Source organism: Tistrella sp., assembly GCF_002684955.1.
GTDB lineage: Bacteria > Pseudomonadota > Alphaproteobacteria > Tistrellales > Tistrellaceae > Tistrella > Tistrella mobilis.
The window spans coordinates 1-12,662 of record NZ_NYWI01000003.1 but is presented as its reverse complement, the minus strand read 5'-3'; the positions used below and the strand labels follow the sequence as shown (position 1 = coordinate 12,662).

The window sequence follows — 12,662 nt, the reverse complement described above, 5'->3', positions numbered from 1 at the left end:
CCCACCCCCATGACCGCCACCGTCACCGACTCGGCCCGTGCGCCGGGCGGCAGCCGCCGCGCCATTGCCCTGCTGTCCCTGTCGCAGGGCTTCTACACCATCATGACCATGCTGCTGGTGACGGTATCGGCCCTCGCCGGCCATATGCTGGCCGAAGACAAGAGCCTGGCCACCCTGCCCTTCGCGCTGACCTTCATCGCCAATACCGCCACCACCATCCCGGCCTCGATGCTGATGGCGCGGCAGGGCCGGCGGGCGGGCTTTGCGCTCGGCGCCTGTCTCGGCATCGCCGGGGCGCTGCTCGCGGCCGTCGCCATCGCCATGGCGAGCTTCCTGCTGCTCTGTGCCGCCATGGTTCTGGTCGGCATGTCGAACGGCTTCAGCGTCTTCCTGCGCCATGCGGCGGGCGAGGCCGCGCCACGCGGCGGCGAGGCGCGGGCGATCGCCTTCGTCATCTCGGGCGGGCTGCTCGCCGCCCTGGTCGGCCCCACGCTGGCCGGCGCATCACGCGACGCGATATCGCCCTATCCCTTCCTCGGCACCTATCTGGTGATCGCCGGTGCCGCGCTTCTGATGCTGATCGCCGCCCTGGCCCTGGACCTGCGCAAGCCGGCCGGCACGGTTAAATCACTCTCGGGCGGGCTGGGCGCCGCCTTCCGGCGGCCGCGTTTCGTGATCGCGATCCTGGCCGGCATCACCGCCTATACGGTGATGAACCTGCTGATGACCGCAACACCGCTGGCGATGGTCGCCTGCGGGCTGGATTTCACCTCCACCGCCCAGGTCATCCAGTGGCATGTGCTCGGCATGTTCGCCCCGGCGCTGATCGTCGGCCGGCTGATCGAACGTTTCGGCCTGATGCCGATGATGCTGGCCGGCTGCCTGCTGATGGCGATGGCGATCGGCGTCGGCGCCTCAGGGATCAGCGTCTGGCATTTCAGGATCAGCCTCACCCTGCTCGGCCTCGGCTGGTCGGCCCTGTTCGTCGGTGCCACCACCCTGGTATCGCTGTCGCTGCTGCCGGCCGAACGGGGCCCGGGTCAGGCTGCCAATGATTTCCTGGTCTTCGGGCTGGTGGCGCTCTCGGCCTTCTTCTCGGGCCAGCTCATCGAGCGCTTCGACTGGGCCACGCTCACCCTCTCGGCCCTGCCGCCGGTGGCGCTGACGGCCTGTGCCCTGGCCTGGCTCTGGGCCATGGAAGGCACTCGCCCGCGCGCCATAGGCGTCTGATCGTCATGCGCCACAACGCCCGGATGAACCATCTGGGCGTTTTTCTTTTCCATAAAGAAATCATCAGTAGAATTTCGGATTGAAAAAGAAGCATCTCCATGGAATCTTCTGCTGGCGAAAAGGCAGGGGGCAGTTCCATCCGCCGCGCGGCCACGCCACCGGTCCGCGCCGCACGGAGACCACTGATGACCGCGACACCGGAGACATCCCGGATCGTGGAGCTGGCCGCCGGTGACGGTATTGCCGTTGCACCGGCCCGTTGGAGCTTTGCCGGCGATGTCGCCGGCAAGTTCGACGGCCATGTCTCCCGATCCGTGCCGCTTTACGACAGCGGCCATGATCTGACGGCCAGGCTTTCGGACTATTTCGTCCGGGCGGGGTCCACCGTCTACGAGATCGGCACCTCCACCGGCACCCTGCTGCGCCGGCTGGCGGCACGCCATGGCGACCTCGCCGACACCCGCTTCATCGGGCTGGACGTGGAACCCGACATGATCGCCCATGCCCGGCAGGTCCATGCCGACATGCCGAACATGTTCTTCCAGACCGCCCGGGCGGAGCGCTTCGCCTTCGAACGCTCGGACCTGATCACCGCCCATTACACGGTGCAGTTCATCCCGCCCAAACATCGTCAGGCCCTGTTCGACCGGATCTGGGACGCCCTCGACTGGGGCGGCGCCTTCATCCTGTTCGAGAAGGTGCGGGCCAACGACGCCCGTTTCCAGGATGCCTTCACCACGCTCTACAACGAATTCAAGCTCGCCAACGGTTACGACCACCACGAGGTCCTGGCCAAAAGCCTGAGCCTGAAGGGCAAGATGGAGCCCTTCACCTCCGAGGCGAATGTCGACTTCATGCGCCGGGCCGGGTTCAGCGACATCATCACGGTCCAGAAATATCTCTGCTTCGAAGGGTGGCTCGCGATCAAATGACCGACATGTCCCTGCCCCTGACCCGTTTCGCGGTGCGCGGTACCAGCTTCGCCCTCCACGATCCGGGCGACACCGTGGCACGCGAAACCTTCTCGGCCCTCGGCTATGAACCTGCCGTGGTCGATCTGCTCGACCGGATCGCGGACAGGCTGCCGGCCGCCACCTTCTGCGATGTCGGCGCGCTGCACGGCTATTACCCCTGCCTCGTCGCCGCCCGCTATCCAGGCTGGCGGGTGGAGGCTTTCGAGCCCAACCCCCAGGCTTTCGAGGTGCTGGCCGGAAACATCCGCCGCGCCGGAGATGCCCATGCCACCAGAGAGCCCGGCCGCGCCCATTGTCTGGCGCTCAACGACACCGGCGACAGCCTGCATTTCCGTGGCCGGACCATCGTCGCCCCCGACACGCCGGACGCGATCATCGTGCCCGGTCGGCGCTTCGACGATCTGGCCCGCGACCTGCCCGCCGGACCGCTGGTGGTGAAGATCGACGTGCACGGTGCCGAGGGCGTGGTTCTGGCCGGCATGCCCGCCTGCCTGGCCGGCAGCCTGCCCGGCATCGACCTTCGGGCCGTGCTGATCGAGGTGCATGCCCATCATCTGCTGGTCGGCGGCCACGACTATGAAGCCATGCTGGGGCGGCTGGAAGGCGCCGGGCTTGAAGTGTTCGAGGTCCGCGACTTCCGCGACACCGATACCGCGCTGCCGGTGCCGCTGACCGGGGAAACCCGGCGGCGCTTCGTCGATCCCGCGCTCTGGACCCAGGCGCAGATCGATCGCGAACGGCTGATCCTGGCCACCCGTCCCGGGACCTTCCGACCTTGACCGCACAGCTGTTCGGATCGGTGATGCTGCTGGCGGTGGTGCATCTTGCCGCCATGCTCTCCCCCGGGCCGACCGCGCTGATCGTGCTGCGCCATGGCGCCGAACCCCGCATGGGGCCGATGGCGCCGCTGGTCTCGGGCATCGTCGGGGCGACGGTCACCAATGTCGCGCTGATGATGGCGGGGGTGGCGGCGGTGATCGCCGCCTCCCCCGCCCTCGGCCTGGCCCTGGCGTTGGGCGGCGCCGCCTATCTGGTCTGGCTCGGCATCCGCAATCTGATGGCCGCGGTCACCAAGATGCGGCACCGCCGCGCGGCACGCGCTGCGGCACCCCCGGTTTCACCCCCACCGCAGCGTCGCTCGCCGGCGGCGCTGTTTCGCGACGGCTATCTGGTCAACCTGCTCAACCCCAAGATCGCGATCTTCTATGTCAGCATCTTCTCGCAGGTCGCCACCCCCGATCTGCCGCGTGCAGCCCTTGCGGTCTTCGGCGGCCAGCTGATCCTGCAATCGGCCCTGTTCTGGTCGTGTTTCGCGATCCTCGCCCGATCAGGCGTGATCGCCCGGGCGGTCGATGCCTCCAATGGCTGGGTCGATTTCGTCTTCGGCGGCGCGCTGATCGGCTTTGCCACCACACTTGCATGGAGTGCCCTGTGACCGCCCCCTCCCCCGCCAACCAGCCCTCTTTGACCAGTGTCGACTGGAGCAGCATCCCGGCCCCCGTCGATGACGGTGCCGCCGCACATCTGACCGGCGCCCGTCTGCCGGATCTGGCCCTGCCCTCGACCGCGGGCGGCACCGTCCGTCTGGCCGATCTCGCCGGCTGGAGCGTGCTCTATTTCTATCCGATGACCGGCCGGCCGGATCAGCCCCTGCCCGAGGGCTGGGACATGATCCCTGGTGCCCGCGGCTGCACGCCGCAGTCCTGCGCCTTCCGCGACCATGCCGTCGAGCTGGCCGAGGCCGGGGTCTCTGCGCTCTATGGCATCTCCACCCAGGACACCGCCTGGCAGCGCGAGGCGGCAGAGCGGCTGCACCTGCCCTTCCCGCTGCTGTCGGACGCAGATCTGCAGGTGACCCGGGCGCTGAACCTGCCGGTGATGGAGGTGGGCGGGCACCGGCTGATCCGCCGGCTGACCCTGATCACCCGCGATGCTGTGGTGCAGCAGGTGTTCTATCCGGTCTTCCCGCCCGACCGGAATGCGGGCGATGTGCTGGACTGGCTGCACCGGCGCTGACGGCCAGCCCCACACCCTTCAGCCCCACACCTGTCAACCCCTGACCGGCGGCCGGAGCGTGCGAACCGCACCGGCCGCCAGGAAGCACAGGATACCGGCGGCGAAGAAGGCCGGCAGATAGGTACCGAGTTCGCTCCGCGACAGCCCGGCGCCGAAGGCCGCGGTGGCGGCGCCGATCTGGTGGCCGGCGAAGATCCAGCCGAAGACCATCGGCGCCCGCTCCCGGCCGAAGCGGTCGGCGGTGAGCTTGATGGTCGGCGGCACCGTCGCCACCCAGTCGAGACCATAGAACATCGCGAACAGCGACAGGCCGTAGAGGGTGAAATCCGAATAGGGCAGGAAGACCAGCGACAGCCCGCGCAGGCCGTAATACCAGAACAACAGCTTGCGGTTGTCGTAGCGATCCGACAGCCAGCCGGACAGCACCGTGCCGATGAAATCGAAGATGCCCATCAGGGCCAGCAATCCGGCGGCCCTGACCTCGGCCACGCCGAAATCGACACAGAGCGGTACCAGATGGGTCTGAACCAGGCCATTGGTGCTGGCGCCGCAGATGAAGAAGGTCAGGAACAGCACCCAGAAGACCCTGGTCCGTGCCGCATCCTTAAGCGCGCCGATCGCCGCCAGGGCGACCGAGGCGCCAGCCGGGCCTGCCGGCGGCGGCATCACCTCGGTCTCGCCATAGGCCGGCAGGCCCAGATCGGACGGGCGGTCGCGGAGCAGAATCAGGGCCAGGATCGCCGCCAGCGCCATCAATCCGCAGAGCAGCATCACCGCGGGGCGCCAGCCCATGCCGTCGGCGATCCAGGCGATCAGCGGCATGAACACCAGCTGGCCGGTGGCGGTGGAGGCGGTCAGCAGGCCGATCACCAGGCCGCGCCGCTTCACGAACCAGCGGGTCGCGACCGTCGCCCCCAGCACCATGGCGATCATGCCGGTGCCGATGCCGACCACCACGCCCCAGAGCAGGATCAACTGCCAGAGTTCGGTCATCGCCAGCGAGAGCGCCAGCCCGCCGCCCACGGTGGACAGCGACGCCAGCACCATGCGCCGGACGCCGAAACGGTTGATCAGCGCCGCTGCAAACGGCCCCATCAGGCCGAACAGCAGCAGGCGGATCGCCATGGCGCCGGAAATCTCGGACGTCTGCCAGCCGAAATCCCGCTGCAACGGCAACAGCAGCACGCCGGGCGCGCCCACCGCCCCTGCCGCCACCAGCATGGTGAGAAAGGTCGTGCCCGCGACCACCCAGCCGTAATGGATCCGCCGGCGGGCAAGGGCCGCCGCGATCACCGTCGATGCCATTCGTCCGCTCCTGCCCAGGCCCGGCAGCCGTCGACTGCCCTGCCGTCCACCGCCGCATTGCCGCCCAACGGCGTTCGGTTTATGATGACGGCCATCATGTTTTATTGATGATGAACGTCATACCCGCCGTCAAGAGCAGATCGATGCATGCGCGTCCGATCGACGTGCGGAAGAGAGGGGGCCAAAGCGGTGAAGGTGACCAGGGAACAGGCGGCCGCCAACCGGGCCGCCATCGTGAAGGCGGCCGCCCGGCTGTTTCGCGAGCGCGGCTTCGATGGTGTCGGCGTGGCCGAGATCATGAAGGCCGCCGGGCTCACCCATGGCGGCTTCTACGGCCATTTCGCGTCCAAGGACGCACTTGCCGCCGAAGCCTGCGGCAAGGCCTTCGGCGACACGATCGAGCGGCTGGAGGCGGGGCGCGACCAGGCGGGCCGCGATCTCGGCCGCTTTGTCGAGACCTATCTGTCCGACACCCATCGCAGCCGTCGCGACATCGGCTGCCCGATCGCGGCATTGGCGACCGACGTGCCGCGGCAGGAGCCCGGCGTGCAGACGAGCTATGCCGAGGGGGTCGACCGTTTCATCGACACCCTGGCGGCGCGCTTCCCGGCACTGGCCGGGGCCGGGGGCGACCGCAACCGGGCAATCCTGGTGATGTCGGCCCTGGTCGGCGGCCTGGCACTTGCCCGTGCCACCGAGGCCAGTGACCGCGCGCTGTCGGACGAGATCCTGGCCGCAGTGCGCGACGAGATCACGAAGCTTCCCCGGACCTGACCGTCGTCACCGGCCGGAGGGCACGTGATCCTCGATCCCGATCCGCCCCAGATCGAAGGGGGTGGTCTGGTAAATCTCGTTGATCCAGTTGCCGATCAGCAGATGGGCATGGCCACGCCAGAGGTTGTGAGGCAGGCGACCGGGATCGTCGCCGGGGAAATAGCCGACCGGCAGGGTCACAGGCACCTCGGCCGCGACGTCCCGGTGATATTCTTCCGCCAGCGAGACCGTGTCGTATTCCAGATGATTGAACATGTGGAGTGCCCGGTGGGCCGGGTCGTCGAGCAGACAGAGACCGGTCTGATCGCTTTCGGCCAGCACGGTCATGCCGCTCGAAGCGGGCACATCCTCGGCCCGCACCTCGGTCCAGCGCGAGACCGGCGTGGTGAAGATGTCCGGAAAGCCGCGCAGCCAGGGCGAGGCCGGCGCCAGCACCCGGTGGGCATAAAGCCCGAAGGCCTTGGCGGGCAGGTCGTATTTGGCCATGCCGTGGAAGTGATGCACCGCCGCCTGCGCGCCCCAGCAGATCGTCAGGTTGCGATGAACATTGGTCTGGGTCCAGTCGAGGATCCGGCGCAGCTCGTCCCAGTAGGTGACCTCTTCGAAGCGCAGCCGTTCGACCGGTGCACCGGTGATCACGAACCCGTCGAAGCGTTCGGTCGCAACCTCGGCCCAGGGCCGGTAGAAGGCCGACATATGGTCGGTGGCGGTGTGGCGCGAGACATGGTCGGTGATCTTGACCAGGGTCAACTCCACCTGCAGCGGCGTGGAGCCGAGCAGCCGGGCGAACTGGGTCTCGGTCCGGATCTTGTTGGGCATGAGGTTGAGCAGGCCGATGCGCAGCGGGCGGATGTCCTGGCGGACCGCGTCGGTCTCACCCATCACCATCACCCCTTCCGCTTCCAATGTGCGGCGGGCGGGCAAATCGTCAGGAATCTTGATCGGCATCGGCGCGTCCCCACTCGGCATGTCAGGGGCGGACGCGGTGGCGTGATCCGTTTGATTGCCGGCTCGGCCACATCTTCCCGATCGCAGGGATCACGAGGGAGTGCCACCTTGCCCGGATGCGGCAGGTTGGCGTTGGGCGTCGCCCCAACTCTTGATGTGGCGCGGATCATAAGGCCATCGCACCCGCTCTGCAATGGCCGCCATGCGCAGCCTTGCAGAGCGGGTGACGGGCCGGAACGCTCAGTCGCCGCCGTCGGCGATGGTGGTCATCAGCCGGGTGTCGCCGCCGGCGGCGGCGGTATTGACCGACAGCACGCGCTCGACCGCAAACCGATGCAGATAGCGCGGACCGCCGGCCTTGGGGCCGGTGCCCGACAGCCCCTCGCCGCCGAAGGGCTGGGTGCCGACCACAGCACCGATCATGCTGCGATTGACATAGAGATTGCCCACCCGGGCCAGCTCCGCCACCCGGCGCACCGTCCGGTCGATGCGGCTGTGCACGCCCATGGTCAGCCCATAGCCATAGGCATTGATCCGCTGTACCACCGCCTCCAGATCCCGCGCCTCATAGCGCCAGATATGGAGCACCGGCCCGAAGACCTCGCGGGTCAGGCGGTCGGGGCTGTCGATCCGCCAGGCGGTCGGGGCGAGGAAGGTGCCGGCTTCGGCCCTGGCCGGCAGCGGTGCCTCGGCGATTTTCGTCTGGCCGGCCGCCTTCAGCGCCGCCAGATGGGCCTTCAGCCCGTCCAGCGCCTCGGCATCGATCACCGGCCCGACATCCGTCGCGAGCCGCATCGGGTCGCCCACCTCCATCACCGCCATGGCGCCGGCGAGCATGGTCTCGATCCGGTCGGCGACATCCTTCTGCACACACAGCAGGCGCAGCGCCGAACAGCGCTGGCCGGCAGAGCCGAAGGCCGAGGTCAGCACATCCGCCACCACCTGTTCGGGCAGCGCAGAACTGTCGACGATCATGGCGTTGAGCCCGCCGGTCTCGGCGATCAGCGGCACGATCGGCCCGTCACGCCCCGCAAGGCCGCGGTTGATCAGCTTCGCGGTCTCGGTCGAGCCGGTGAAAGCGATGCCGGCGACCCGCTCGTCGGCGACCAGCTTCGCACCGACCCGGGCACCGTCGCCGGGCAGCAGCGCGATGGCGCCGGCCGGCACGCCGGCCGCCAGCATGTGGCGCACCGCCCAGGCGGCGATCAGCGGGGTCTGCTCGGCCGGCTTGGCCAGCACCGCATTGCCGGCGGCAAGGGCTGCGGACACCTGGCCTGTGAAGATCGCGAGCGGAAAGTTCCAGGGTGAGATACAGGCGAAGACACCGCGGCCCGAGTGCCGGATCTCGTTGCTCTCGCCCACCGGCCCGGGCAGGGTGACGGGGCCGGCGAAATCGGCGCGGGCCCGGGCGGCGTAGTAGCGCAGGAAATCGATCGCCTCGCGGATCTCGGCCACGGCATCCGGCCAGGTCTTGCCGGCCTCGCGGATCAGGATCGCGAAGGCGCGGTGGCGGTCGGCCCAGTAGCGATCGGCGATCGCCTCCAGCACGGTGGCGCGGGCGGGCCCGCCCAGCGCATCCCAGCGGCCCCAGGCAGCGCGGGCGGCCGTGATCGCCGCCTCGACCGCGGCATCGTCGGCCTCGGCCACGCGCCCCACCACCACCGCGCGGTCGGCGGGGCTGCGGATCTCCGCAAAGGCGCCGCCGCGATCCCGGCCCTCGACGATCGCCGAGGCCTCGGCGGGCATGGCGGCGGCAGCGGCGACGGCGGCGTCCAGCTCCATCACCACCAGCGGATCGGCCAGATCCAGCCCCTGGCTGTTCGGCCGTTCGGGGGCATAGATCGCACCCGGCAGCGGGATCGACGGGTTGGGCCGCGAGGCCCGGCCGGCAAGCTTCGCCACCGGGTCGGCGACCAGATCGCCGATGGCGACGCTCTCATCGGCCAGGCGATGCACGAACGAGGTATTGGCCCCGTTCTCGAGCAGGCGCCGGACCAGATAGGGCAGAAGATCCTCATGTGCGCCGACCGGCGCATAGATCCGGCAGCTGACGCCGCCCTTCGACGGCGCATCGCCCAGCGCCGCCTCGTAAAGCGGCTCGCCCATACCGTGCAGGCGCTGATATTCGAAGCGGCGGTCATTGCCGGCCATCACGTCGATCGCCGCCACGGTATGGGCGTTATGCGTGGCGAACATCGGATAGAGCCGGTCGCGCGCCGCCAGCATGCGGCGGGCGCAGGCGAGATAGGAGACGTCGGTCGCCTCCTTGCGGGTGAAGACCGGGAAGGAACTGAGACCGCGTTCCTGCGCCCGCTTGATCTCGGTGTCCCAATAGGCGCCCTTGACCAGACGGGTGGGGATGATGCGGCCGGTGCGCCCGGCCAGCTCCACCACATGATCGATCACCGCATGGGCGCGCTTCTGATAGGCCTGGACCGCCAGCCCCAGACCGTTCCAGCCGGCAAGCGCCGGGTCGGCCGCGGCACCTTCCAGCAGGTCGAGCGAGATGTCGAGCCGGTCGGCCTCTTCGGCATCGATGGTGAGCCCGATGCCCACCGCCTTCGCCTCGCGCGCCAGTTCGGCCAGCCGGCCGCCCAGTGCCTTCAGCATGCGGCCGTCCTTGGCCGCCTCGTAGCGCGGATGCAGCGCCGAGAGCTTCACCGACACGCTGGGACGGGTGATCTCGTCCAGCTCCCGCGGGGCCGTCTTGCCGACCGCGCGGATCGCCGCCAGATAGGCCTCGTGATAGCGGGTGGCATCGGCCTCGGTGCGGGCGGCCTCGCCCAGCATGTCGAAGGAATGGCGCCAGCCCTTCGCCCAGCCGGCGCGGGCACGATCCAGCGCTTCCTGAATGTTCCGCCCCTGGACGAACTGCTTACCCATCATGCGCATCGCGGCATGCAGGGCCTGGCGGATCACCGGCGCGCCCGACCGCGACACCAGCCGGCCGATGGCCGAAGAGGCACCGCCGGCGACGTCCTCGGGCGCCAGCCGGATCACCCGTCCGGTCAGCATCAACCCCCAGGTTGATGCATTCACGAACAGGCTGTCGGCGCGGCCCAGATGCGCATCCCAATCGGCCTCGCCCAGCTTGTCGCGGATCAGCCGGTCGGCGGTGGCAGCATCGGGCACGCGCAGCAGGCTTTCGGCCAGGCACATCAGCACCACACCTTCGCGGGTGCCGAGCCCGTATTCCTTGAGGAAGGCTTCGACGCCACGCGCCGGCTCGTCCCCGGCGCGAACCTTGGCGACCAGCGCCTCGGCACGGCTGCGGACGGTTGCGGCCATGCCCTCGGGCAGCCGGGCGTCCTCGATCAGCCGTGCGGTGATCTCGGCCTCGGGGGCGAGGTTCAGCTCCGCGATCCGGCGACGGCCGGCATCGGTGGTGAGAGCGAAGGGACGGGCGTCGGTATCGCGGATCATGATGTGTCGTCTCCGGAGGGGCGGCACGCGGTTGGGCGCCTGGCAAATGGGGCGCAATCTCCGGAGATTACCCGTGAGCAGGCAGAATGTGCGGCTGTTCTGGCGGTTGCGGCGTTATATTCTCTGCCCGAACCCCGATCTGGCAGCATGAGATCCGCCAATGACCGATGACGCCACACCACGCCCGCTCGACCGCATCGACCGGCGCATCCTGACCGAGCTTCAGAGCGACGGCCGGCTGACCAATGTCGAGCTGTCGCGCCGGGTGCATCTCTCCCCCACACCCTGTCTCGAACGGGTCCGGCGGCTGGAGCGCGAGGGCTATATTCGTGGCTATCGCGCCGAACTCGACCCGGCCATGCTGGATCGCGCCCTCCTGGTCTATATCGAGGTCAGCCTGGACCGCACCGACGAGACCGTGTTCGAAGCCTTCAAGGCCGCGATCCGCCAGCAGCCGGATGTGCTGGAATGCCATATGGTCGCCGGTGGATTCGACTATCTGGTCAAGGCGCGTCTGGCCGATATGGCCGCCTATCGCCGCTTCCTGGGCGACTGCCTGGTCAGCCTGCCGGGGGTGCGCACCACCCATACCTATGTGGTGATGGAAGAGGTGAAGACCGACGCGCGGTTGCCGGTGGATTGATCCCCGACCGCGAGATGTGACGTCTGTTATCACGCTCCGGAAACGGCCTGTTCACGAGAGCGGCCACTTCCGCACCGCAACAGGCCGCCCCATCTGCACGGATGCATGCCCGCGGCATCTGACGGGCCCACCCCGGCGCCTCGGCCGGCGGCCGGCCCGCCGCTCCGCATTTTTCGTCCGAGGATACCCGACCCGATGACCGACCAGATTTCCGATGCCCGCCTGTTCCTGCCGGTGACGCTGGGCTCGCTGACGCTCGCCAATCGCATCGCCATGGCGCCGCTGACCCGCTCGCGCGCCGGCGCCGACGGCGTTCCCTCGCCGCTTGCCGCCACCTATTACGCCCAGCGCGCCGCGGCCGGCCTGCTGATCACCGAGGCGACCAATATCAGCGCCGAAGGCCGCGGCTATGCCTGGACCCCGGGCATCTTCACGCCCGAGCAGGTGGCCGGCTGGAAGGCGGTCACCGAGGCGGTCCATGCCCGGGGCGGCCGGATCTTCATGCAGCTCTGGCACACCGGCCGGATCTCGCATCCCAGCCTGCAGCCGGGCGGCGTGCCGCCGGTGGCGCCCTCGGCCATCCGCCCGGAAGGCCAGGCCTTCACCGAAGCGGGCTTCGTGCCCTTCGAAACCCCGCGCGCCCTGTCCGCCGACGAGATGCCGCGGCTGATCGAGGATTATCGCAAGGCGGCGGAGAACGCCAAAGCCGCCGGGCTCGACGGCGTCGAGATCCACGGCGCCAACGGCTATCTGCTGGAACAGTTCCTGCGGGATGCCACCAACACCCGCACCGACGACTGGGGCGGCAGCATCGAGAACCGTGCCCGGCTGCTGCTGGCGGCGACCGATGCCGCGATCTCGGTGTTCGGCGCCGACCGGGTGGGTGTGCGGCTCTCGCCGGTGACCCCCGCCAATGACGCCGGCCAGGATTCCGATCCGGCCGCGCTCTATGGCTATGTCGCCACGGAACTCGGCCGGCGCGGCATCGCCTTCATCCATGTGATCGAAGGCGCGACCGGCGGCCCGCGCGACAACCAGCCCTTCGACTATGCCGCCCTGCGCAAGGCCTTCGGCCGCCATGGCTGGATCGTGAACAACGGCTATGACCGCGCGGCCGCGATCGCCGCGATCGATGAAGGCCGGGCCGATATGGTCGCCTTCGGCCGGCCGTTCATCTCCAACCCAGATCTGGTCGACCGGCTGCGCCGCAACGCGCCGCTGGCACCGCTCGATCGCGACACGCTCTATGGCGGTGGCGCGAAGGGCTATGTCGACTACCCCACGCTCGACGGCCGCGCCGCCGCCGAGTGAACTGAGACATCCCTCCGACGGGCCGGGCCCCGCCTGCA

At 68.9% G+C, this 12,662-nt stretch carries 11 protein-coding genes and 1 riboswitch; of the genes, 8 read left to right on the top strand and 3 right to left on the bottom strand.

Features of this window, described 5'->3' with window-relative positions; all coding sequences use genetic code 11:
• Positions 1-9 precede the first annotated feature (9 nt).
• The 5 genes from CMO28_RS00245 to CMO28_RS00225 all read left to right on the top strand — a co-directional run bounded on the left by CMO28_RS00245 (position 10) and on the right by CMO28_RS00225 (position 4,220).
• Positions 10-1,230: an MFS transporter gene (locus CMO28_RS00245; RefSeq protein ID WP_296707924.1), complete on the top strand. Its 1,221-nt coding sequence runs from the start codon at positions 10-12 to the stop codon at positions 1,228-1,230.
• Positions 1,231-1,415: 185 nt separating this feature from the next.
• Entirely contained in the window at positions 1,416-2,162 is a 747-nt protein-coding gene (locus CMO28_RS00240; RefSeq protein ID WP_062770361.1) for a methyltransferase domain-containing protein, read from the top strand.
• The gene (locus CMO28_RS00235; protein WP_296707917.1) at positions 2,159-2,983 is read left to right on the top strand and encodes an FkbM family methyltransferase; all 825 of its coding nucleotides are present in this window, start codon (positions 2,159-2,161) and stop codon (positions 2,981-2,983) included. Before CMO28_RS00240 ends, CMO28_RS00235 begins: the two co-directional genes overlap by 4 nt.
• Positions 2,980-3,639, top strand: a complete 660-nt coding sequence (locus tag CMO28_RS00230) for a LysE family translocator (protein ID WP_296707914.1) — start codon at positions 2,980-2,982, stop codon at positions 3,637-3,639. Before CMO28_RS00235 ends, CMO28_RS00230 begins: the two co-directional genes overlap by 4 nt.
• Positions 3,636-4,220, top strand: a complete 585-nt coding sequence (locus CMO28_RS00225; RefSeq protein ID WP_296707911.1) for a peroxiredoxin — start codon at positions 3,636-3,638, stop codon at positions 4,218-4,220. Before CMO28_RS00230 ends, CMO28_RS00225 begins: the two co-directional genes overlap by 4 nt.
• A gap of 33 nt (positions 4,221-4,253) precedes the next feature.
• On the opposite strand, the gene CMO28_RS00220 is transcribed toward CMO28_RS00225, so the two are convergent.
• A complete protein-coding gene (locus CMO28_RS00220; RefSeq protein ID WP_296707909.1) occupies positions 4,254-5,525 on the bottom strand; it encodes an MFS transporter in 1,272 nt (423 codons plus the stop codon).
• Positions 5,526-5,714: 189 nt separating this feature from the next.
• Here CMO28_RS00220 and CMO28_RS00215 point away from each other — a divergent pair, with 189 nt between their 5' ends.
• Positions 5,715-6,299: a TetR/AcrR family transcriptional regulator gene (locus CMO28_RS00215; RefSeq protein WP_296707906.1), complete on the top strand. Its 585-nt coding sequence runs from the start codon at positions 5,715-5,717 to the stop codon at positions 6,297-6,299.
• A gap of 6 nt (positions 6,300-6,305) precedes the next feature.
• Here CMO28_RS00215 and CMO28_RS00210 read toward each other — a convergent pair whose 3' ends face one another.
• Positions 6,306-7,247 carry a homoserine O-succinyltransferase gene (locus CMO28_RS00210; protein ID WP_062770343.1) on the bottom strand — a complete coding sequence of 314 codons (942 nt, stop codon included), beginning with the start codon at positions 7,245-7,247 and terminating at the stop codon, positions 6,306-6,308.
• Positions 7,248-7,288: 41 nt separating this feature from the next.
• Positions 7,289-7,410: riboswitch (SAM-I-IV-variant riboswitch) on the bottom strand.
• A 77-nt stretch (positions 7,411-7,487) separates the two neighbouring features.
• On the bottom strand, positions 7,488-10,670 hold the full coding sequence (gene putA, locus CMO28_RS00205; RefSeq protein WP_296707899.1) for a bifunctional proline dehydrogenase/L-glutamate gamma-semialdehyde dehydrogenase PutA: 3,183 nt from the start codon (positions 10,668-10,670) through the stop codon (positions 7,488-7,490).
• Positions 10,671-10,830: 160 nt separating this feature from the next.
• Here putA and CMO28_RS00200 point away from each other — a divergent pair, with 160 nt between their 5' ends.
• Entirely contained in the window at positions 10,831-11,313 is a 483-nt protein-coding gene (locus CMO28_RS00200) for an Lrp/AsnC ligand binding domain-containing protein (protein ID WP_296707897.1), read from the top strand.
• A gap of 195 nt (positions 11,314-11,508) precedes the next feature.
• Positions 11,509-12,624 (top strand): alkene reductase, encoded by a 1,116-nt coding sequence (locus tag CMO28_RS00195; protein WP_296707895.1) that lies wholly within the window; start codon positions 11,509-11,511, stop codon positions 12,622-12,624.
• The last annotated feature ends 38 nt before the right edge of the window (positions 12,625-12,662 follow it).

Bases quoted from the DNA above. Each gene is read 5' to 3' on its own strand.
- CMO28_RS00240 (WP_062770361.1), top strand. From the start codon at position 1,416: ATGACCGCGACACCGGAGACATCCCGGATCGTGGAGCTGGCCGCCGGT.
- CMO28_RS00235 (WP_296707917.1), top strand. From the start codon at position 2,159: ATGACCGACATGTCCCTGCCCCTGACCCGTTTCGCGGTGCGCGGTACC.
- CMO28_RS00245 (WP_296707924.1), top strand. From the start codon at position 10: ATGACCGCCACCGTCACCGACTCGGCCCGTGCGCCGGGCGGCAGCCGC.
- CMO28_RS00200 (WP_296707897.1), top strand. From the start codon at position 10,831: ATGACCGATGACGCCACACCACGCCCGCTCGACCGCATCGACCGGCGC.
- CMO28_RS00195 (WP_296707895.1), top strand. From the start codon at position 11,509: ATGACCGACCAGATTTCCGATGCCCGCCTGTTCCTGCCGGTGACGCTG.
- putA (WP_296707899.1), bottom strand. From the start codon at position 10,670: ATGATCCGCGATACCGACGCCCGTCCCTTCGCTCTCACCACCGATGCC.
- CMO28_RS00220 (WP_296707909.1), bottom strand. From the start codon at position 5,525: ATGGCATCGACGGTGATCGCGGCGGCCCTTGCCCGCCGGCGGATCCAT.
- CMO28_RS00210 (WP_062770343.1), bottom strand. From the start codon at position 7,247: ATGCCGATCAAGATTCCTGACGATTTGCCCGCCCGCCGCACATTGGAA.